The sequence below is a fragment of the Cryobacterium psychrotolerans genome, assembly GCF_900101115.1.
GTDB classification, from domain to species: Bacteria; Actinomycetota; Actinomycetes; order Actinomycetales; family Microbacteriaceae; genus Cryobacterium; species Cryobacterium psychrotolerans.
This window is the reverse complement of sequence record NZ_FNFU01000002.1, coordinates 91832-111050: the sequence shown is the minus strand read 5'-3', so window position 1 is coordinate 111050 and position 19219 is coordinate 91832. Positions and strand designations below refer to the sequence as shown.

The window sequence follows — 19219 nt, the reverse complement described above, 5'->3', positions numbered from 1 at the left end:
TCAACGGCCTCCGGTACGGGCTGGTTCGGCGGTGGGTTCGACGGTCGGTGTGATCAGGGCTGGTGGGGGTCCGGGAGGTTCGTTCATCGCCGGCTGCCGCATGGTGTGCACGCCGGTCGAGCGTGCCCGGGAGCCGAGCGCCATCACGAAGGCGAGCACCCTCGCGACGGCGTTGTAGAGCTCGAACGGGATCTCCTGCCCGATGTCGCAGGCACCGTGCAGGGCGCGCGCGAGCGGGATGTCCTGCACGATCGGCACCTTGTCGGTCACGGCCTGCTCCCGAATGCGCGTGGCGATGTGCCCGACACCCTTGGCGACCACGCGCGGCGCGGACTTGCCAGGCTCGTAGCGGAGGGCGACGGCCACATGCGTCGGGTTCACCAGCACGACGTCGGCGTCGGACACGGAGGCGATCATCCGGTTGCGGCTCATCTGGAACTGGCGGGCGCGGCGCTGCGACTTGATCAGCGGGTCGCCGTCGGAGTTCTTGTTCTCGTCCTTGACTTCCTTTTTCGTCATCCGGGTCTTCTTCCGGTTGCGGCGCATCACGACGAACATGTCGGCGGCCGCGAGGACGAGACCCGCGATGACGGCGGATTGCAGCAGTGAGCCGGTCCCGGCTCCCGCCGCGGTGAGCAGCGCCGAGACGGGAAGACCGCCGGCGGTCATCAGGATCGGCATCAGGCCCTGGATCACGATGACGAGCACGAACCCCACGACGGCGGTCTTGGCGAGGGCCTTCACACCCTGCCACAGTGCCTGGGTGCCGAAGGTCTGCTTGATTCCGTTGATCAGGTTGAACTGCTCGAACTTGCCGGCGAGCTTCTTGACATGGATGCCGCCCTGGCCGACGGCGCCGACCAGCACGACCACGACGACAATGACGAGCATCGGGGTCAGCGTGCCCGCCAGGGAGTCGAAGGCCTGTGCCATCGCCTGCACGGCGGCCGCCGGGTCGGGGTTCATCACGAGGCTCTTGACCGTGAACAACTGGTCGGTGGCGGCCTGGCCGCCGACCGCGATCGTGGCCGGGATCATGGCCCCCGCCGCGCCCACGCCGAGCCAGGCCGTCACGTCCTGCGACTTCGAGAGCTGCCCCTTGGAGCGGACCTCCTTCATCCGCTTCTGGGTGGCTTCTTCTGTGCGTTCCCCGGTGTCGGACATCAGCGCACCCCGGTCAGGGCGTCGACGGCCAGCCCGGTCAGGGACGCCACGATCCGGGGCAGGGCCACGAAGACCAGGCCGCCGAGCATGAGGGTCAGCAGGATCTTCAGCGGGAAGCCGAGCGCGAACGCGTTGAGCGCGGGTGCCACCCGGGTGAGCAGGCCCAGCCCGGCGTCGGCGAGGAACAGTACCACGAGCAGGGGTCCGGCGATTTGCACCGAGGCCAGGAACATCTGGGTGACCGCGCCGACGGCGGCCTCGACGGGGTGGGCGAGGTCGATGCCCCCGCCGAGCGGCAGCGCGCTGAACGTGCGCACCAGTCCGCCGATGATCAGCTGGTAGGCGTCGGAGGAGAACATGAGGGCCAGCGCGGTCATCTGGAAGAGCCTGGTGAACTGGGCGCCGTTGATCATCGACTGCGGATCGAAGGCCTGGGCCAGCTGGAATCCGCCGAACATGTCGATGAGGCCACCGGCAGACTGCACGGCGGAGAAGATCACGTAGACGAGGAAGCCGAGCACCGCGCCGACGAGCACCTCGAGCACGACCGCGCCGAAGAAGGCGGCGGTGTCCATGGAGACGTAGCCCGCGGTCACCCGCGGCGACACCGCCAGGGCGAGGGCGACGGCGAGCATGCCCTTGACCCGCAGCGGGATCGCGTTGTACGAAAACGGCGGGGCGATGACGATGAAGGCGACCATGCGAACACCGGCGAGCATGACCGCTTCCAGCCAGGCGAAGTCGAGGGCGAACGCCACCTAGCCACCGCCGAGGAGCGACGGGATCTTCTCGAACATCTGCCGGGTGAAGGAGACGGACTCGGCGATCATCCAGTGCCCGGAGACGAGCAGGGCGAGGGAGACGGCGATGGCCTTCGGCACGAAGGACAGCGTCACCTCCTGGATCTGCGTGATCGACTGCAGCAGCGAGATGGCGAAGCCGACGACGAGGGCGGTGACGAGCACCGGTGCGGAGAGCTTGGCGGCCAGGATCAGGCCCTGCAGGCCGATGTCCAGTACGGCGTTGGTGTCCATCAGCCCATCCGATAACTGGATATGAGGGAGGTGATGATGAGTCCCCAACCGTCGACGAGCACGAAGAGCAGGATCTTGAAGGGCAGGGAGATCATCACCGGCGGGAGCATCATCATGCCCATCGACATGAGGGCGGAGGAGACGACGATGTCGATGACCAGGAACGGGATGAAGATCACGAAACCGATGATGAACGCGGCCCGGAGCTCGGAGATCATGAAGGCCGGGATCAGGGTCGGCAGCGCGACGTCGTCGGGGCCCTGCGGGTTCGGCAGGTCGGCGGCGCGGGTCATCAGCGCCAGGTCTTCCTCGCGGGTGTTGGCGAGCATGAACTGCCGGAGGGGTTCGGAGGCCGCGGCGAGGGCATCCGTGAAGCTCATCGAGCCGTCGAGGTAGGGCGTCACCGCGAGGTTGTTGATGTCGGTGAGCACGGGCGCCATGATGAACAGCGAGAGGAACAGGGCCAGGCCCGCGAGCACCTGGTTCGGCGGGATGGACGGCAGCGCGAGCGCATTGCGGGTCATCGCCAGGACCACGAAGATCTTCGTGAACGAGGTCATCATCAGCAGCAGGGCCGGCGCAACCGACAGCAGTGTGATGCCGATCAGGGTGACGACCGCCGAGGACGGCGCGCCGTCCGGCCCGTTGAGGTCGATGGTCAGCCCGCCGCCGCCGCCGGGTGCGACGGGGGCCGTCGGGTCGGTCGGGTCCGTGGGCGGAACGGGGTCGCCCGGCACCGCATGGCCGGCCGAGGCGGTCGCGATGATGATGGCCGCCACGATCAGCAACATCAGGGTGATCAGGATGCCCAGCCGGACGGTTCGGTTACCCGTCCACGTGCGAGGAGCCCCGGCCCTCACCGTTCTTGCCGGAGCACGGCGGCCGTCTGCTGCCACGTTGCCGGCGACAGGATCGACCCGCCGAGACGACCGGCCTGCCCCGACTTGCGGCGCGGCCGGAACTCGAGCGGCGGCTCCGGCGCAGTGTCGCCTCCGGACAGGTCGCTGCCGGCCAGGTCGGTGCCGGCCAGGTCGGTGCCGGCCAGGTCGGTGCCCTCGGCCACCGACATCGACTGCGCGAAGGTTTCCGCGCGGTCCCCGACTCCCCCGCCGCCCTGCAGCACGGTCACCTGGGCCTCCGTCACGCCGAGGATGAGCCGCCGGCCGTCGATCTCGACCACCACGACGGACGCCTTGGAACCAAGGCTCTGCCGGCCGACCACGGAGACCAGGTTCGAGGCCCCGCGGGCGCGGCCTCCTCGCGACAGGCGTCGCTGCATGACCCAGAGCAGCCCGAGCACAACGGCCAGGGACAGCACGACGCGGAGTCCGACGAGGAGGGTGTCCACCTAAGCGAGCACCTCGGCGACGTCGAGGATCTTGGTGATTCGGACGGCGTAGTCCTGGTCGACAACGACGATCTCGCCGTGGGCGATCAGGCGGCCGTTGAGCAGCACGTCGGCCGGGGCGCCGGCGGAGCGGTCCAGTTCGATCACGGCGCCGGGTTCGAGGGAGAGCACGTCGCGCACCGACATCCGGGCGCGGCCGATCTCCACGGTCAGCGACATCTCGACGTTGTTGATCCGGCCGAGCTTGCCGGTCACCGAATCGGTGGCGCGCCTGCCGTCGCCGCCGACGACGCCGTTCTCCCTGAGCCGGATGGCGAACCAGCCCGTGACCGCGCCGTCCCCGGTCAGCTCGAACACGGTCGTGGAGGGATCGGCGAAGAGCGTCGACGCGTCTTCGACCCGGCTGTCGGCGAGCACGCCGGCTCCGAGCACCGCGGCGGCGCTTTCGAGGGCTGGGCGGAGCACGTCGTGACCGGACACGAGCGGCGACTCGGTGCCGGCGGCGGCGCCGAGCGTGTTCGGCTGGCTCAGCACCAGAGCGAGGTCGGCCGAGGTGGCTCCCACGAACGAGGCGACGACGGCTGCGGCGACCCGGCCGGCCGGGGCTGCGGCGCCGGAGCAGGCCGCGGAGTCCAGGGGCAGCCCGGTGGGCAGCACCCGCACGAGTGCCTCGACTGCGGCGGACGGTAGAGCGCGGGTGGTGCTCATCGGGGCTTCTCCTTCGATTCGATGATGATGCAGGCGAGGCGCGAGCCGTTGGAGCCGACCGCGGCCCTGGCCAGGGACAGGCCGTCAACGGCCAGGTCGAGCGGCCGGTGCTTCGGATGCGGGATCGGCAGGATGTCGCCGACGGCGAGGTCGAGGATCCTGCTGGGCAGCACACGCACCGGGGTGAGCCGCAGCGACACCTCGACCGGCACCCGGCTGAGCTGTGCCTGGAGCAGTTCCTTGGACTTGGCTCGCGATCCCGTGGGATGCACCTCGCCGAGTTGTTCCAGGAGGATTCGGGCCGGCAGCGCGACGGTGGCGATGCTGCTGCCCTCCCCCACCTCCAGCGCGAACGAGGCGACGATCATCAGGTCGGCCGTGGCCGCGGCCTGGGCGAACTGCGAGTTGTACTGGATCGCGTCGACGCTGATCGGCACCACGAGCAGGGCGCCGAGGGAATAGCGGAGGTCTTCGAGCGCATCGCTCATCAGACCCCGCACGAGGGCCTCCTCGATCTGGGTGAACTTGCGCTCAGGGGCGATCCGGTTGCCGCTGCCGCCGAGCATGTGGCTGACCCAGGTGAGGGCGGTGGACGCGGGGAACTGGATGACCGCCTTGGCGCTCGAGCCCTCGAGGTTGCACAGCACCATGGCCGTCGACGCCGGCAGGCTCGACGCGTAGTCGTCGTAGGTCTGCATGAGCACCTGGTCGCAGGTGACCTGGCAGACCATCCGCACCTTCGCGGTCAGCTGGGTGCCCCACTGGCGGGCGAAGGTTTCGAAGGCGAGTTCGAGCACGCGGGAATGCTCCCGGGCGAGCGTCGTCGGGCGTCGGAAGTCATAGACCTCGACCGTCTTCGTCGCCGCCGCGGCCCTCGCGGGCGCACTGATGCCGTACTGTTCCTGGACCGTCACGGTCGCCACTATCGGCCGGCGGATGGGCAATGTTAGGCGATCGCCATTCTTGCCAGGGGGATCACCCGTGCGAACTCTTCGCGGGGGCCGGTTTGTCGGCCTTGACCGCCTTCCTCGCCTTGGCGGGCGGCTCGATCGCGGTTCCGTTCACGACGCCGGGGATGAGTTTGCGGATGCTGTCGGGCTGGTTCGAGAGCACGACGACGTCGACCCGCCGGTTCCTGGCCATCGAGATCGGGTCGGCGCGGGCGGTGACGGGCCTGGCCGAACCGTAGCCGACCGCTGCGATGTGCTCCTGCGGCACTCTCCCGTGTTCGACCATGCGCCGGAGCACCTGGGTTGCCCGGCCCGAGGAGAGCTCCCAGTCCGTGGGGTAGATTCCCGTCGAGCCGTGGCGGTCGGCGTGTCCCTCGACCGAGATTTCGCGCTTCGAGGTCGCCAGCGGCGGCGCGATCGCGTCGAGGACCTGGATCGCCTTCGCGCTCAGGTCGACCCGGTTGCCCTGGAAGAACGTCTCGGTCCCGACCAGGCCCGCTGACAGCCCCCGTTCGTCGAATTTGAAATCGACGAGGTACTCCAGCCGCTGCTTCGCCAGGGCGGCGCGCATGGCCTCCTTGAGCGCGGTGAGCTTGTCGACCTCGAGCTGGGCCAGTTCGAGGTCGGTGAATCCTTCTGCCTCCTGATCGACGAGTTCCACGGGAACGACGACACCCTTCGCGGTGTCGATCGCCTGGACATCCGTCGCCCCGAAGCCGGTGGCGAGCGAATTGCGGAGCTGTTCGAACTTCTTCTCATCGACGGTCGACATGGCGTAGAGCACGATGAACATGCACATCAGCACGGTGACCATGTCCATGTAGGACGCCATCCAGCGCTCGTCGACGTGTTCCTCGTGGTCCTCGCCGAAATGGCGGCGGCCCGGGCGCGCGCTCATGCGGCTTTGGACAGCGCCTGTGCGGGAACCATCGCCCGCAGGCGCTCGCCCAGGAGTCGGGGCTGGCTGCCGGCCTGCACCGCCAGCGCGCCCTCGAGTACCAGCGTCATCCGGTCGACCTCGAGGTCGGAGAGGCGCTTGAGCCTGGCCCCGAGCGGAAGCCAGAGGAAGTTCGCCGAGAGGAGACCCCAGAGCGTCGCCACGAAGGCGGCCGCGATCATCGGGCCGAGCGTATCCGGGCTGTCGAGGTTTTCCAGGACGTGGGTGAGGGAGACGACGGTTCCAACGATGCCGACGGTCGGGGCATAGCCGCCCAGGGTCGTGAAGAATTTCGCCGCGTTCCGGTCGGACTTGGCCGTCGTGGCCATTTCGTCCTCCAGCAGCACGCGGAGTTCGTCGCCGTCCGTGCCGTCGGCGATGTTCTGCAGCGCGCCGCGCAGGAACGGGTCGTCGATCGCGTCGGCCTCCTGCTCGAGCGAGAGCAGGCCCGCGCTGCGAGCCTTCTCGGCCAGGCCGACGATCTGGTCGATGACCAGCTGCGGCGGGGTCGTCTTGCCCCGGAACGCCCTGGGCAGGGACTTGAAGGCCGAGAGGAAGTCCTTGATGGTTCCGCCGGCGAGTCCGACCGCGATGGTCGCGCCGAAGACGAGGATCATCGGCGCCGGCAGCAGGATGGCCGTGATGGACGAGCCCTCGAGGGTGATCATGGCGAAGAGGGCGCCGAACGCGACGGCAATGCCGATCAGGGTTGCCGGATCCATCAGATCTTCCTCGGGCCGAGGGGAAGGTCGCTCGCCGGCGGGGCGTAGGCGAGCGAGATCACGTGGGCGCGGTAGGCCGCGATGTTCTCGATGACCACGTCCATCGGCTCGGTCACGATGAACTTGGCGCCGTCGACCATGACCAGCGTCGTGTCGGGGTTCGAGTGGATGCGTTCGATCAGGTCGGGATTGATCGCGAACTGGCTTCCGTTGAGCCGCGTCAGAACGATCATGAACCCATCCCCGGTTGTGGACGGCCCCAGCGGCCGTCACACACCACTGTCGGCCGCCCGGCCTCCTCCGTAAGTTGCCGGGCGACCTTCCTCCGCGGGCTTACCTCTTCAGGTTGGTCAGTTCCTGCAGGACCTCGTCGGAGGTCGTGATGATGCGGGCGTTCGCCTGGAAGCCGCGCTGGGCGACGATGAGGTTCGTGAACTCCTGCGACAGGTCGACGTTGGACATTTCCAGGGCGCCGCCGGCGAGGGATCCGAGGCTGCCCTCGCCCGGTGCGCCGAGCTCGGCCGTGCCGGAGTTGAACGTCGACCGGTACCCGGAGGCGCCGGCCTTTTCGAGGCCGCCGGGGTTGACGAAGGTTGCCAGGGCAATCCGGCCGATCGCTTCCTGGCCGCCGTTGCTGAACAGCCCGACGAGGGTGCCGTCCTTGCCCAGCGTGTATGACTTGAGCGTGCCGGCGTCGCTGCCGTTGTCGCGGGTGGCCGTGGCGGTGGTGAGCCCGGCGTATCCGGTGAGCGCAGCGAGGTCGACGGCGATCCCGTTAACCAGGAGCGGACCGCCCGGGGTGAGGGTGCCTGTTCCGTTGTCAGCGAGGGTCGTGGCGCCGGCGGCGACACCGTCGCTGCCCGCGACGCCCCAGCCCGCGGCCGTGCGGGTGAACGACAGGGAGAGCGTCCGGGAGGCCCCTGCGGCGTCGAAGACGGTCACGTCGCGGACGATGCTCGTGCCGACGGCGGCGTCGGACGGGAGGTTGCCGACCACTGACGCGGCCGTCGTGGCGACCGCGGCGATGACGGACTGCAGCGGAAGCGTGATCGGGCCGACGGCGCCGCCCTCGGTGATCTTGCCGTTGACCGCGGTCCAGCCCTGCACGATCGCGCCGTCCGGCGCGACGAGCCGGCCCTGGGCGTCGAAGTCGAAGGCGCCGGCGCGGGTGTAGAGGGTTTCGCCGCCGAGCCTGGTGACGAAGAAGCCGTCGCCGGAGATCATGATGTCGGTGGAGCGTCCGGTGGACTGGGCCGAGCCCTGGGCGAAGTTCGTCGAGATGCCCGCGACCTGGACGCCCAGCCCGATCTGGGCCGGGTTGGTGCCGCCGACCTGAGCCTGCGGTCCCCCGGCGCCCTGCGACATCTGCGAGAGCGTGTCCTGGAACTGCGTGGCGGATGCCTTGAACGCGGTGGTGTTGACGTTGGCGATGTTGTTGCCGGTCACGTCGAGCATGGTCTGGTGGGAACGGAGGCCGGAGATTCCGGAGTACAGGGAACGAAGCATGGGATGCTGCCTTTCGGTCGGACGGTGGGATGCGTGTGTGAGTGGTGGGAAAACTGGACGAGGAGCCGGGAGATCAGGGCGCGGGCGGGGCCGCGACACCGGCGGAGACGCCGGCGACGGAGTCGAGGCCGATGTTCTCGCCGCCGACCGTGACCTGGGGAACCGAGCCGGCGTAGGACACCGCGGTGGCCGTGCCGCTGCCGGTGGTTCCGTCCGCGCGGGCGAAGGTGACATCCTTGCCCACGAGTGCGGCGGCGGCCATGCGCATCTGCAGGGAGAAGCTCTCCTGGTTCGTGTCCGCGAGGGCGCTGATCTTCTCCATCATGGCCAGCTGGGTGGTCTGCGCGATCATCTGGTTGGTGTCCATGGGTGAGCTGGGGTCCTGGTTGCGCAGCTGGGTGACCAGGAGAGACATGAACACCTCGGAGTCCATGGCTTGCTTGGGTGCCCGGGTGACCTCGCCGGTGTACATCCCGGGGGCTGGAGCTGCTACTGCGTCAATGGGCACGGTCGGTCTCTCTTTCTAAGCCATCACGTCGATGGTCGATGATGTGGCCGCGAGGGCCGATGGAGCAGTTCGTTCGGCCGCTGCGGCGGCACGGCGTCGGCCGGTTTCCTCGCGCGCTTCGTGCTCGGCCCGGTCCCGCCCGAAAGCGCCCCGGTCGGCACTCGGGTCGCCGGGCTGGTCTTCCGGCTGGCTGCCGGACGACAGGTTCAGCTGGGCGTTCATCCCCGATCCCGCGAGATCGCGGCGAAGGTCGGGGAGCATCGCCCGCAGGGCGTCGCGGCCCAGGTCCGTGGGTGCGAAGAGTTCGACCCGGATGTTGTCCCCGGTGATGTGCGCTCGCACGGTCACCGGACCGAGGTTGTCTGGCGCCACGTTGATCGTCAGCACATGCTCGCCCGATCGCGCCCCGGCCAGGGTGAACAGCGGGCCGGCGATCTGGCTGGCCAGCGGCGCGGGCGGGGCCGCGGGCGGAGCGGCCTGGGCCGCGACGGGGGCGGCGGACGTGGACGACAGACCGGGGAAGACGGGCGCGGCCGGCGCCGGCTGGGCGGCTGGGGCGGAGGGCGCGGCATCCGGGGCGAGGCTGCCGTCCGGTGCGACCGGCGCGACGTCCGCCACAGTCCGCGCGGAAGCCGCGACGGGCGGAGCCACCGCACTGCCCGGGGTGGCCGCGGAGGCTCCCGGGGTGGCGCTTGACCGGCTCGGCGCGGCCGATGCGACCGTCGTTGGCGACTGCGGCAGGGCGGTCGGCACCGCCGGGGTCAGCGATGCGGGGGTCAGTGACGCCGGGGTCAGAGACGCCGGGGTAAGTGAAGCAGAGATCAGTGACGAAGCAGGGATCAGTGACGCCGGGATCGCCGTGCGGGGCGCGGCGGGTTCCGTCCGCTGCGCCGGTGTGGGGCGGCGATCGGCCGGTGCCGGGGCGACAGCGGAGGCCGGTGCGAATGCGCTCCCCGCGGCCAGGGCGGACAGGGCGGGTGCGGTCAACTCGGGCTGGGCGGGCACGCCAGCCACCGGGACGGCCACCGGAACGGCGTTCCATGCTGCGTCGGAGACGGGGGCGACGACTCCGCTGCCGGGTTCGGACAGGGCACGTTCGACGCCGAGCCTGCGCTTAGCGGGCTCGGACTCCGCAGTCTCGGGCTCGGCAGGCGCGGGCTCGGCAGTCATGGGCTCGGCGGGCAGGTGTGCGGAGGTGTCTGCTTCGAGGGCGCCGGTCAGCACGGCGGCGAAGCCCGCAGCGCCGGCACGGGGATCGGCCGACGTCACCGGGCCGGCCGCGGCGGACGGCGGCGACGGGGGCGCGGTCATCCGCGCGAGGGAGAGGCTCACCTCGACCCGCCCGCCGCGAAGGCGGCCAGCGCGGCGCTGAAGGCGTCGCTGCCGCCGGACGGGAGCGATGCCGGCGCGGTCGCGGTCGGGATGACCCTGCGGATCGTGTCGATGTCGGAATCCTTCATGTAGGCGTCCACGAGGCTGACGGTCCTGCCGGGGTAGGGAGCGTGGATGACCTTGTTGTTGCCGGCGTAGATGAGGATGTGGGCGCCGCCGCCGGTCACGATGAGGTCGCCGGGCAGCGCCTGGGCCAGGGAGCCCACCTCGGTGCCGAGCTTCATCTGGCCGGAGACGAGGCGGGGAACCTTGACCCCGACGTCGGCGTAGACGCGCTGCACGAGACCGGAGCAGTCCATGCCTTCTCCGTCCTCCCCGCCGAAGACATAGGGCACGCCGAGGTATTTCTTTGCGGCGTTCGTCACGTCGGTGCCGGAGACGCCGGAACCGGACCCGGGCGTGGCCACGGAGGGCACCCCGGACGTGCCGGGTGTGCCCAGGGCCGTGGCCAGGTTCGCTGCGAAGGCGTCGACCGGAGCCGCGGCGGTCTCCTGCGCCGCCGGAACCCCGGAGAGCTGGATCAGGGTGGACTGGATCTCGGCGACCCGGCCGAGGGCGGCAACCATCGTCATCGCGCGGCTCCCGCCTGGCCCTGGTGCCAGCGGGTGGAGGCGATCTCGTCGAGCGCGGTCTGTTCGCCGTGGAGCTCTTCGGCGTTCCACGCCGCGGCGTGCCGGGTCTGGAGCTTTTCCAGTCCGATCGATTGCGCCCGGGCTACGTCGAAGGCGTTCTGCGCCTCCCCCACGGCGACGGCGTAGTTCCGGCCGAGCCCGTCGAGGTCGGCGAGCATGCTCCGCGACGACGCGCGCGCGGCCGCCATCGCGTTGAGTGCGGCGCTGGTGGTGGCCGACACCGGGATGTTGGCCATAGCGCTGTGGGTCTCGGTGCGGTGGGCGCTGTTCTCCGTGGCGTTCCGGTTCGCCGCGGCCAGAGCGCCGGCGGCTTCGTCCTGCTGGAGGTGGCGCAGCCGGAGCAACCCGGTGAGCGAGAATGCGCGATTCATGAGATGCCTTCCAGTGTGTTCGTAAGCCGGGTGAGGGCGTCCCAGGATGCCGAGGCCGGCGTCCGGTCGTCCATCGTCTGCTGCAGGAATGCCGTGATGGATGCCTCGTGGTCGACCGCGGCATCGACCAGCGGGTTGGTCCCCCGCCGGTACGCGCCGACGTCGAGCAGGTCCTGGGCGGCCCGGCGAGCGGCCAGCACGCGCCGCAGGACGCCGGCCACCCGGTTGCGTTCGGCGGTGTTGACCCGGGACGCGACGCGGGAAATGGAGCCCAACACGTCCACGGACGGGAAGTGCCCGGTGATCGCGAGTTTGCGGTCGAGCACCACGTGCCCGTCGAGAATGGATCGCGCGGCGTCGGCGATGGGCTCGTTGTGGTCGTCACCGTCGACGAGGACCGTGTAGATGCCGGTGATCGACCCGGTCGCGTCGGTCCCGGCCCGCTCGAGCAGCCGGGCGAGCACGGAGAAGGTGGAGGGCGGATAACCGCGCGTCGCCGGCGGTTCGCCGACCGACAGGCCGATCTCGCGCTGGGCCATGGCGACCCGGGTGAGCGAGTCCATCATCAGCATCACATCGGTGCCGCGGTCCCGGAAGGACTCCGCGATGCGCGTGGCGGTGAAGGCGGCGCGGAGCCGCATCATGGCCGGCTCGTCGGAGGTGGACACGACGACGATGGAGCGGGCGAGGCCCTCGGGGCCGAGGTCGTCTTCGAGGAACTCGCGTACTTCCCGGCCGCGCTCCCCCACCAGGGCGATCACGGACACCTCGGCATCCGTGCCGCGGGCGATCATCGAGAGCAGGGAGGACTTCCCGACACCGGATGCCGCGAACAGGCCCATCCGCTGGCCCTTGCCGACGGTCGTCATGGTGTCCAGCACCCGCACGCCCAGTTGCAGCGGGGTGTCGATGCGGGCGCGGTGCATGGCAGAGGGGCTGTCGTTGTCGAGGGAGACCATCCCGTCGTTCCGGAGGGGCCCCTTGCCGTCGATGGGACGGCCGAGCCCGTCGAGCACGCGCCCGAACAGGCCGGTGCCGGTGGGGACGAGCAGCGGAGTCCCGGTGGACCTGGCCGTCGTGCCGATCCTGACCCCGGTCATCCGGCCGAGCGGCATGCAGCGCACTCCCTCGCGCGTCGTCGCGACGACTTCGGCGTCAATGCCGGGGCCCTCGCCGATCGTGACCAGGTCGCCGATCGAGGCGGGCAGACCGGTCAGCTCGACGCCGAGGCCGACGATCGAGGAGACCACGCCCATTCGCTGGGGCCTGGCCGCGTGGAGGGCCGCGTCGAACTGCCGCGCCTGCGGGCGCCAGGTCGTGGTCACTGCCGGACTCCGTCGAGGGCTGCCCTGGCCCGCCGGAGGGCCGTGCCGATTCTCGCGTCGAGGAATCCTTCGCCGAATTCCGTCATGGCGTCGCCCCGCGCCAGCTGCGGGTCGGCGGTGAACCGCACGCCGGCGCGGGCGGCGATCTCGGTGCCGAGGAGTTCGAGGTCGTCCGGATGCATCCGCACGGTGTGCACTTCGGGCGCGTGTTCGTGGTCGAGCGCGCGGCGCAGGGCCAGGCGGGCCGCCGACTCCCGGTCGCCGAGTTCGGCGCCGATGACGGCCTCGGCCAGGTCGACGGCCGACCCGACGATCGCGACCTCGACGCCCTGGATGAGGGGAAGTGCGCTCGCGTCCAGGGCGCGCGCGGCGGCGGCCAGCAGCTCGACCATCCGGTCCGCCTTCGCCTCGGCGTGCCGGAGGACCGCGGCGTGGTCGGCCTCGAGTCGCAGCGACTGCTCGTGCATCCGGGTGGCGGCCAGCCGGAGGCCTTCCGCGTAGCCCGCGGCGTGGCCCCGGGCCCGGGACTGCTCGTCGATGACCTCGCGGCCGTCCTGTCCGAGGTTGGGGAAGGCCACGCGGGAGAACGCCATGTCAGTAGACATATTCTTCCTCGTCCCCGCGGACGACGGTGATGCTGCCCTGCGCGGCGAGATCGCGGATCGCGCGCACGATCTCGGCGCGGGCATCCTCGACATGCGACACGCGCACCGGGCCGATCGCGGCGATCTCGTCGTCGAGCGTTGCCCGGTTGCGCTCGGACAGGTTCGCCCGGATGACCTCGATGACCGATTCGGAGGACCCCTTCATGGCGGCGGCCAGGATGCCGGAGTCGATGCCGCGGAGCACCTGCTGCACGTCGCGGCTCTCGAGCTTGACGATGTCGGCGAAGGTGAGCATCCGCGAGCGCACCTCTTCGGCCAGGGCGGGGTCGCGTTCGTCGAGGGCCTCGAGCATGGCCCGCTCGGTGGCGACGTCGGAGCGGTTGATGATGTCGACCAGCGGCTGGACCCCGCCGATGACCTCGGCGGCCTCGCTCGAGCCGACGACGGAGCCCGCCCGCAGCTTGAGGGTGTCGGTGACGATGCGAACCGCCTCGGGCGTTGCCGTCCCCATAGTCGCGATGCACTGGGCGACGTCGGTGCGGCGGGAGGCGTCGAGCCCGGCGAGCACTGCGGATGCCCGCTCCGGCCGCAGGTGGGCCAGCACGAGGGCGATCGTCTGCGGGAGCTCCCCGTCGAGGAGAGTGAGCACCTGGCCGGGTTCAGCGGCGTCGAGGAACTCGAACGCCTTGCCCGCCATCGACGAGGCGACCCGGGTCATGACTCCGGCCGCCTTCTCTGCTCCGAAGGACGCTTCGAGCAGCCCGAGTGCGAAGTCGTGCCCGCCGTGCGACTGGCGGGCGCCCGTCGCCATCAACCGATGGAACTCCGTCAGGGTTTCGTCGGCGACGGTGTCGTCGACGCGGCGCAGGCCGACGATCTCCGCGATGATCGCGGCTGCTTCGAGCTCGCTGAACTCCTTCATCACCTCGGCGGCATGCTCCTGGCCGAGGTTCATCAGCACGATCGCGACCTTCTGGGTGCCCGTCAGGGTCTTCGCGGTGGTCGCGGCGGCGCTCATGCCGGCTGCCGTTCGTCCATGAAGCCGCGCAGGTACTGCGCCGTGCCCTTGGGGTCGCGCTGGGCGAGGGCGTCGATCTCCGACCGCAGGTTCTCGGCGTCGGTCGCCTCGTAGGCGATCGACGGTCCCGGGTTGATGATCCGTGGGGTGATCGACGGGGCTCGGACCAGCGGAACCGTCGGTGCGTCCAGGGCGCTGCGGAACTCCGACAGGTCGCCGACATCCATCGGTTCGCGGCTTTGCCGGCGCGACCGCCTGGCGTACACGATCAGGCCGAGGATGAACGGGATGACGAGGGCGGCCGCGATGATGGCGATCCGGATCAGCCCGGCGACGCGGTCGGCGTTCTCGGCCGCCTCGGCGGCGGCGAGGGCTGCCGCGGCATCCTGTTCCCCGGCCGTGTTGAAGCTGACGACCTCGACCGTCACTTCGTCACCGCGGGCCAGGTCGATCCCGGCGGCCGAGGCGACGAGGGACGACAGGTCCGACACGTTGAGGTCACCGGCCGCTTCGGAGTTCACCGCGACGGAAACGGTCTGCCGCTTGATCGCGCCGGACGGGATCGTGCGCGATTCGGTGACCTTGTTGACGGCGTTGTTGCGCGTGCTGTCCTTGGACGTGAAGGTTCCGTCGCTGTCCGCTCCGGCCGGCACGGAGATGTTGTCGGGGCCGAGCACTCCGGCCGCGCCGCCCTTGCTGCCCGCGTACGTCTCGGATTTGACCGCTTCGTTCAGCGCCGGGGCATCCGTGGGTGTCGTGAAGGTCTCCTCGACTCGCTCGGCGGACTCGTAGCTCAGGTCGGCGGCGACCACGACGCTGGCATTGCCCGGCCCGACGATCTTGTCGAGCATGGCCTGCACCGAGCCCTGCACGCGTTCCTCGTACACCGAGGACTGCTTGTCGGCGCTGCCGGTCGCGCCGACGCCGACGGCCGAGAGCACGGCGCCGCCGGCGTCGACAACGGCGACGTCGGACGGGGCCATGCCGTCGATCGAGGAGGAGGTGAGGTGCACGATGGCCTCGACCTGCTCGCCCGTCAGGGTGATGCCGTTTTCGGTTTCAATGAAGACGGATGCCGTGGGGTCGTTCGCCTCGGCGACGAACACGCTTTCCTTGGGGATGGCCAGGCGCACCGAGGCGGTCCGTACTCCGTCGAGCGCCTCGATCGTGGCGGCGAGCTCTCCTTCGAGGGCCCGCTTGTAGGTCACCGACTGCTGGAATTCCGAGGCGGTGACGCCCATCTTGTCCAGGAGTGCGTATCCCCCGGTGCTCGAGGAGGGCAGCCCGGCCGACGCGGCCTTGAGTCGTTCGTCGTAGACGCTCTTCTCGGGAACCAGGATGGTCGCGCCTCCGTCGCTGAGCTCGTACGGCACGCCGTCGGTGCGGAGCTGGTCGACGATCGTGTTGGCGTCCGAGCCGCTTAGGCCGGAGAACAGGGGCGTGAAGGCGGGCTTGGTTGCCCACATCGAGAGCGCGGCGATGCCCAGCACGAGCACCGCCACACCGATGAGCGCGACCGTGCGCTGCGCGATGGTGAACTCGCGCAGCGCGTTTCCGAATCGCCGGAACGCCGAGGTGACCTGAGCCGGCATCAGGCCTGCATCCGCATGATCTCGTTGAACGCGTCAACACCCTTGTTCCGAATGCCGGCGACGAGTTCCATCGTCACCTGGGCCCTCGTCGAGGCGATCATGGCGGTGTGAATGTCGTTCAGGTCGCCGGTGACGGCCTGGATGGCGAGGGAGTTCGAGGCGGACTGGGTCTGCTGGAGGTTGTCGACCGCCCCGGTGAGCGCGCTCGCGAACCCGGCGCCGCCGGCATCCTGCGTTCCCTGGGTTCCCTGGGTGGCCAGCAGGCCCTGCAGGCCGGAAAGCACGCCGGTTCCGGCCGTGCCCTGCACACTGTCAATGGCGCCGAACGGCATCAGGAACGTCCAATCTGTAGTGCTGCTTCGTAGCTGGTCTTCGCGCGGTCGACGACGGCGGCGTTGGCCTGGTAGCCGCGCTGCGCCATGATGAGCTGGCCCATCTGGGTGGCCATGTCGATGTCGGGCAGGCGCACGTACCCGTCCTTGTCGGCGAGGGGGTGGTCGGGCTGGAAGGAGAGCCGTCCCTCCGCGTCGCCGAAGGCCGCCCCGGCGACGTACGCGCCGGAGTTGCCCTCGCCCTCCTGGGCGACGACGTAACGGGCCTGGAAGGCGCTCCCGTCGGTGCTCTTGACCGTGTTGATGTTCGCCATGTTGTCGGCGACGGCGTCGAGCCACTTGCGGTGCAGCGTGAGCCCGGTTCCGGCGATCCCGATCGCGTCGAAGGTCATCAGCTGGTCCGAAGGGCGGCGCGAACGGCGCTGAACGGGGCGTCGGCGGCGCGGGCGGCGAACTGGAACCGCAGCACCGTGTCGATGTTCGAGAGCGTCTCGGTGTCGAGGTTGACGTTGTTGCCGATTTCGTTCGTCGGCTCGAGGGAGCGTTCCGTGGTGGCCGAGGCGTGGCCGTCGCCGGCCGCTACCGACTTCGCCAGGGCGCCCTCGAAGGCGACTCGCTTGGCGTGGTAATTGGGGGTGTTGACGTTCGCGATGTTGTTCGCGATGGTGCGCTGGCGCAGGGCCAGCCCATCCAGGGCACTCGCCAGGGCGCTGGCGGTCACGGATTCAAGCACGGAGTCCCGCTTCGTCAAAGGAACAGACGGCCGATCCGTGGCCAGTGAAGAGCAATCCGTGCTCAGAGTCAGCTATCGGGCGCGCCCAGGGCTTCGTTAGGCAATCATCGGAAGTTCACCCGGACGGGGGGTCTGCGCCCGCTCAGGACGTCGTCAGCTCATCACGTCGACGTACACGGATGTCTCGGCGCTGCGAGCCGCCGAGACCGCGCGCACCGCCGCGAGGTGCCGCCCGGCCGCCTGCTGTGCGGCCTCGATCTCGCGCACCAGCTCCCGCTGGCCGGCCAGGACCTTGTGTGCGCGACCGACCAGGGCGGGCGGCAGCGGACCCAGGCGAACGGGGGCCGTCCACGGCGTGGCGTCCAGGCCGTCGCCGAAGGAACCGAGGAACCTTTCGAGATCGTCGAGCACGCGCATCCACTCGTCGTGTGGGTTCTCCGCCCAGTCCGCGCTAGCCAATTCCGAGCCCCCCACCCGTGGAGCGCGCCGGCTGTGCGGGCATCGACTGCGCGGCCTCGTGCCAGGCCTGGCGCAGCGGTTCGAGCAGCGCGATGCTTTCGCGGGTGCGCTCGACGTCGCGGTGGATGTTGCCGTTGACCAGCGAGTTCGACACAAAGGTGTAGAGCGCGAGCAGGCCTTCGCCGCCGTCCCAGAGCTCGACCTTGAGCGACCCGGAGAGTTCGCTGACGATCGCCTGGGCGTGCAGCAGGTTCTCCGAGGCGACGGCCCAGTTCGCCGCGATCTGCGCGGCTTCGGCCCGGCCGAGGTCGAGCATCAGCCGGTCGTAGAGCATCGTGAGCAGCCGCACGGGCGTGGCCGAGAGCACGGCCTCGCGGTTGTAGCGCAGTTTCTGGGCCTCGGCCCCTGCCGTCATGCTCATCAGGCGCCGCCCGACGGGAGGCCCGCGATCTGCGCGCTGAGCCAGGACGACTGGGAGTTCATCTTGCTCAACTGCACCTCGAGGGCGGCGTAGGTGCGCTCCAGCGAAGACTTGCGAGAGGCCAGCCGCAGATCCCAGTCGGCGATCCTGTTCCCGAGGTCCTTCACGAGCGACTGCTGGCCGGTGACCTTCGCGGTGATCTGGCCCGAAAACTTGTCGGATGCCGAGCTGGCCGCGACGGAGACCCGGGAGGCGATCTCCTGCAGGGTTGCCTCGACGCCGGCCGGGTCCTTCTGCAGGGCGGCGGCGAACTTCGTGGCGTTGAATTCCATGGTGCCGGTCTTCGAGATGCTGATCCCGATTTCCGAGGGCGAGCGTCCGTTCACCGGGAGCGAGGCCGCGGAGAGGATGCGCTGGTTGATGTCGCGCACCGTGCTGTCGCCGGTGAAGACACCGCCGGAGACAACAGCCGCCCCTGAGCCGTTGGTGCTGTTCACCACCGCCGACTTCGTGGCGATCAGGGCGAAGACCCCGTTGAGGCCGTTGACGAGGTCCGAGGCTACCGTGCTGATCGCCGCGTCATTGCGGGCGACCTTGACGGTGACCGGGTCAACCGAGACCGCGGAAACGGTGATTGCGACCCCCGGGAGCAGGTTGGCGAAGGTGTTCGTGGACGAGGTGATCGCCTGTGCGGCGCTGGTTCCGGCCCACAACGTGACCTGGGCATCCTGGCCGGCCTTGACCTCGGTCATCGCGGCGGCCGTGCCGGAGACGGTGAAGCTGCCCGCCGCACCGCTCGCGGTCGCGGTGAGTTGCAGCCGGAAGCCGGCCGCGCCGACGGCGACCTTGGTCGCGGTGACGCCTGCTCCGGCGGTGTTGATCGCCGAAACCACGTCATCCAGCGAGGTCGAGGCCGCGGTGATCGTGGTTGCCGTGCCGCCGGCGCCGGTGATGGTCAGGGTGGTGTCGGGCCAGGCGGTGAGCGCGTCGGAGACCGACACCTGGGTCTGGGCGAGTTTGCCGACGACGAGGTCGATCTGGCCGGCGGTTGCGCCTGTCGTCACCGCTGCGGTGACCGTGGGGGTGCTGCTCGACGCGGTGAAGAGGTCGAGCGAATCGGTCTTCGCCGTCTTCGTTGCGAGGGTGGCGAGGCCGGCGACGCTCGTGTTGAGGCCCTGGAGGGCGGAGATGAGCGCCGTTGACTCGGAGACCTTGTTCTTGAGCAGGGTCTGGGGAACCGCTTCGAGCTGCATGAGGGACTTGATCAGGCCCGTGGTATCCAGGCCGCTGACGAGACCATCGATTGCCATCGACACGATGTGTTCCTCTCCTACTGTTCGATGCGAAAGTGCTTCAGTGATGCTGCGGAAAGCGCCTGGCGACAATCGCGGGAGAGGTCCAGTTCTCCCTCGATTGCCACCAGGCGCCGTTCACCGTGCGAGAGCGCGGATGAGTTGGGCAA

General features: G+C 69.8%; 25 protein-coding genes. All 25 read right to left on the bottom strand.

The genetic code is table 11. The annotated features are described in order from the left end of the window. Positions 1-1164, bottom strand: coding sequence for an EscU/YscU/HrcU family type III secretion system export apparatus switch protein (locus tag BLQ39_RS02120; protein WP_092321439.1), 1164 nt, complete (start codon positions 1162-1164; stop codon positions 1-3). Continuing rightward, complete coding sequence (locus BLQ39_RS02115) at positions 1164-1922, bottom strand: flagellar biosynthetic protein FliR (protein ID WP_092321438.1); 759 nt, start codon at positions 1920-1922, stop codon at positions 1164-1166. The genes BLQ39_RS02120 and BLQ39_RS02115 overlap by 1 nt, the downstream gene beginning before the upstream one ends. Further along, positions 1923-2198, bottom strand: coding sequence for a flagellar biosynthesis protein FliQ (gene fliQ, locus BLQ39_RS02110; RefSeq protein WP_092321437.1), 276 nt, complete (start codon positions 2196-2198; stop codon positions 1923-1925). It abuts the gene before it with no gap. After that, positions 2198-2989, bottom strand: coding sequence for a flagellar type III secretion system pore protein FliP (fliP, locus tag BLQ39_RS02105; RefSeq protein WP_092321696.1), 792 nt, complete (start codon positions 2987-2989; stop codon positions 2198-2200). The genes fliQ and fliP overlap by 1 nt, the downstream gene beginning before the upstream one ends. Before the next feature lie 65 nt (positions 2990-3054). Continuing rightward, on the bottom strand, positions 3055-3546 hold the full coding sequence (gene fliO / locus BLQ39_RS02100; protein WP_092321436.1) for a flagellar biosynthetic protein FliO: 492 nt from the start codon (positions 3544-3546) through the stop codon (positions 3055-3057). After that, positions 3547-4254, bottom strand: a complete 708-nt coding sequence (gene fliN, locus BLQ39_RS02095) for a flagellar motor switch protein FliN (RefSeq protein ID WP_092321435.1) — start codon at positions 4252-4254, stop codon at positions 3547-3549. Beyond that, positions 4251-5168, bottom strand: a complete 918-nt coding sequence (locus BLQ39_RS02090; RefSeq protein WP_241982775.1) for a flagellar motor switch protein FliM — start codon at positions 5166-5168, stop codon at positions 4251-4253. Before BLQ39_RS02090 ends, fliN begins: the two co-directional genes overlap by 4 nt. 61 nt (positions 5169-5229) lie before the next feature. Further along, entirely contained in the window at positions 5230-6102 is an 873-nt protein-coding gene (locus BLQ39_RS02085) for an OmpA/MotB family protein (RefSeq protein WP_092321434.1), read from the bottom strand. Continuing rightward, positions 6099-6863, bottom strand: a complete 765-nt coding sequence (locus BLQ39_RS02080) for a motility protein A (RefSeq protein WP_092321433.1) — start codon at positions 6861-6863, stop codon at positions 6099-6101. The genes BLQ39_RS02085 and BLQ39_RS02080 overlap by 4 nt, the downstream gene beginning before the upstream one ends. Next, the gene (locus tag BLQ39_RS02075; RefSeq protein ID WP_092321432.1) at positions 6863-7096 is read right to left on the bottom strand and encodes a flagellar FlbD family protein; all 234 of its coding nucleotides are present in this window, start codon (positions 7094-7096) and stop codon (positions 6863-6865) included. The genes BLQ39_RS02080 and BLQ39_RS02075 overlap by 1 nt, the downstream gene beginning before the upstream one ends. Positions 7097-7196: 100 nt before the next feature. Then, positions 7197-8369 carry a flagellar hook protein FlgE gene (locus BLQ39_RS02070; protein ID WP_092321431.1) on the bottom strand — a complete coding sequence of 391 codons (1173 nt, stop codon included), beginning with the start codon at positions 8367-8369 and terminating at the stop codon, positions 7197-7199. Positions 8370-8442: 73 nt separating this feature from the next. Continuing rightward, positions 8443-8877: a flagellar hook assembly protein FlgD gene (locus tag BLQ39_RS02065; RefSeq protein ID WP_338419103.1), complete on the bottom strand. Its 435-nt coding sequence runs from the start codon at positions 8875-8877 to the stop codon at positions 8443-8445. A 15-nt stretch (positions 8878-8892) separates the two neighbouring features. Beyond that, on the bottom strand, positions 8893-10188 hold the full coding sequence (locus BLQ39_RS02060; protein WP_135109221.1) for a flagellar hook-length control protein FliK: 1296 nt from the start codon (positions 10186-10188) through the stop codon (positions 8893-8895). 17 nt (positions 10189-10205) lie between these two features. Next, a complete protein-coding gene (locus tag BLQ39_RS02055) occupies positions 10206-10841 on the bottom strand; it encodes a C40 family peptidase (RefSeq protein WP_092321428.1) in 636 nt (211 codons plus the stop codon). Beyond that, entirely contained in the window at positions 10838-11272 is a 435-nt protein-coding gene (locus BLQ39_RS02050; RefSeq protein WP_092321427.1) for a flagellar FliJ family protein, read from the bottom strand. The genes BLQ39_RS02055 and BLQ39_RS02050 overlap by 4 nt, the downstream gene beginning before the upstream one ends. Next, the gene (locus tag BLQ39_RS02045; protein ID WP_241986894.1) at positions 11269-12597 is read right to left on the bottom strand and encodes a FliI/YscN family ATPase; all 1329 of its coding nucleotides are present in this window, start codon (positions 12595-12597) and stop codon (positions 11269-11271) included. The genes BLQ39_RS02050 and BLQ39_RS02045 overlap by 4 nt, the downstream gene beginning before the upstream one ends. Next, positions 12594-13202 carry a FliH/SctL family protein gene (locus tag BLQ39_RS02040; RefSeq protein WP_167738511.1) on the bottom strand — a complete coding sequence of 203 codons (609 nt, stop codon included), beginning with the start codon at positions 13200-13202 and terminating at the stop codon, positions 12594-12596. Before BLQ39_RS02040 ends, BLQ39_RS02045 begins: the two co-directional genes overlap by 4 nt. Next, entirely contained in the window at positions 13192-14220 is a 1029-nt protein-coding gene (gene fliG / locus BLQ39_RS02035; protein WP_092321425.1) for a flagellar motor switch protein FliG, read from the bottom strand. Before fliG ends, BLQ39_RS02040 begins: the two co-directional genes overlap by 11 nt. Further along, positions 14217-15812 (bottom strand): flagellar basal-body MS-ring/collar protein FliF, encoded by a 1596-nt coding sequence (gene fliF / locus BLQ39_RS02030; RefSeq protein ID WP_092321424.1) that lies wholly within the window; start codon positions 15810-15812, stop codon positions 14217-14219. Before fliF ends, fliG begins: the two co-directional genes overlap by 4 nt. Then, positions 15812-16144, bottom strand: a complete 333-nt coding sequence (gene fliE, locus BLQ39_RS02025) for a flagellar hook-basal body complex protein FliE (RefSeq protein ID WP_092321423.1) — start codon at positions 16142-16144, stop codon at positions 15812-15814. The genes fliF and fliE overlap by 1 nt, the downstream gene beginning before the upstream one ends. Next, positions 16144-16536, bottom strand: coding sequence for a flagellar basal body rod protein FlgC (locus BLQ39_RS02020; RefSeq protein WP_092321422.1), 393 nt, complete (start codon positions 16534-16536; stop codon positions 16144-16146). Before BLQ39_RS02020 ends, fliE begins: the two co-directional genes overlap by 1 nt. Beyond that, the gene (locus BLQ39_RS02015; RefSeq protein WP_092321692.1) at positions 16536-16877 is read right to left on the bottom strand and encodes a flagellar basal body rod protein FlgB; all 342 of its coding nucleotides are present in this window, start codon (positions 16875-16877) and stop codon (positions 16536-16538) included. Before BLQ39_RS02015 ends, BLQ39_RS02020 begins: the two co-directional genes overlap by 1 nt. A 153-nt stretch (positions 16878-17030) precedes the next feature. Then, on the bottom strand, positions 17031-17336 hold the full coding sequence (locus BLQ39_RS02010; RefSeq protein WP_134574508.1) for a hypothetical protein: 306 nt from the start codon (positions 17334-17336) through the stop codon (positions 17031-17033). Beyond that, positions 17329-17757, bottom strand: coding sequence for a flagellar export chaperone FliS (locus BLQ39_RS02005; protein ID WP_092321420.1), 429 nt, complete (start codon positions 17755-17757; stop codon positions 17329-17331). The genes BLQ39_RS02010 and BLQ39_RS02005 overlap by 8 nt, the downstream gene beginning before the upstream one ends. Then, positions 17757-19067 (bottom strand): flagellar filament capping protein FliD, encoded by a 1311-nt coding sequence (gene fliD, locus BLQ39_RS02000; RefSeq protein ID WP_241982773.1) that lies wholly within the window; start codon positions 19065-19067, stop codon positions 17757-17759. The genes BLQ39_RS02005 and fliD overlap by 1 nt, the downstream gene beginning before the upstream one ends. Positions 19068-19219: the final 152 nt, after the last annotated feature.

Coding starts and splice junctions, on each gene's coding strand:
- fliN (WP_092321435.1), bottom strand. CDS start 4,254: ATGAGCACCACCCGCGCTCTACCGTCCGCCGCAGTCGAGGCACTCGTG.
- BLQ39_RS02070 (WP_092321431.1), bottom strand. CDS start 8,369: ATGCTTCGTTCCCTGTACTCCGGAATCTCCGGCCTCCGTTCCCACCAG.
- BLQ39_RS02085 (WP_092321434.1), bottom strand. CDS start 6,102: ATGAGCGCGCGCCCGGGCCGCCGCCATTTCGGCGAGGACCACGAGGAA.
- fliD (WP_241982773.1), bottom strand. CDS start 19,067: ATGGCAATCGATGGTCTCGTCAGCGGCCTGGATACCACGGGCCTGATC.
- BLQ39_RS02080 (WP_092321433.1), bottom strand. CDS start 6,863: ATGGATCCGGCAACCCTGATCGGCATTGCCGTCGCGTTCGGCGCCCTC.
- fliG (WP_092321425.1), bottom strand. CDS start 14,220: ATGAGCGCCGCCGCGACCACCGCGAAGACCCTGACGGGCACCCAGAAG.
- BLQ39_RS02055 (WP_092321428.1), bottom strand. CDS start 10,841: ATGACGATGGTTGCCGCCCTCGGCCGGGTCGCCGAGATCCAGTCCACC.
- fliE (WP_092321423.1), bottom strand. CDS start 16,144: ATGCCGTTCGGCGCCATTGACAGTGTGCAGGGCACGGCCGGAACCGGC.
- BLQ39_RS02120 (WP_092321439.1), bottom strand. CDS start 1,164: ATGTCCGACACCGGGGAACGCACAGAAGAAGCCACCCAGAAGCGGATG.
- BLQ39_RS02060 (WP_135109221.1), bottom strand. CDS start 10,188: ATGACCGCGCCCCCGTCGCCGCCGTCCGCCGCGGCCGGCCCGGTGACG.
- BLQ39_RS02050 (WP_092321427.1), bottom strand. CDS start 11,272: ATGAATCGCGCATTCTCGCTCACCGGGTTGCTCCGGCTGCGCCACCTC.
- fliF (WP_092321424.1), bottom strand. CDS start 15,812: ATGCCGGCTCAGGTCACCTCGGCGTTCCGGCGATTCGGAAACGCGCTG.
- BLQ39_RS02005 (WP_092321420.1), bottom strand. CDS start 17,757: ATGAGCATGACGGCAGGGGCCGAGGCCCAGAAACTGCGCTACAACCGC.
- BLQ39_RS02075 (WP_092321432.1), bottom strand. CDS start 7,096: ATGATCGTTCTGACGCGGCTCAACGGAAGCCAGTTCGCGATCAATCCC.
- fliP (WP_092321696.1), bottom strand. CDS start 2,989: ATGTTGCTGATCGTGGCGGCCATCATCATCGCGACCGCCTCGGCCGGC.
- fliQ (WP_092321437.1), bottom strand. CDS start 2,198: ATGGACACCAACGCCGTACTGGACATCGGCCTGCAGGGCCTGATCCTG.
- BLQ39_RS02040 (WP_167738511.1), bottom strand. CDS start 13,202: ATGTCTACTGACATGGCGTTCTCCCGCGTGGCCTTCCCCAACCTCGGA.
- BLQ39_RS02020 (WP_092321422.1), bottom strand. CDS start 16,536: ATGACCTTCGACGCGATCGGGATCGCCGGAACCGGGCTCACGCTGCAC.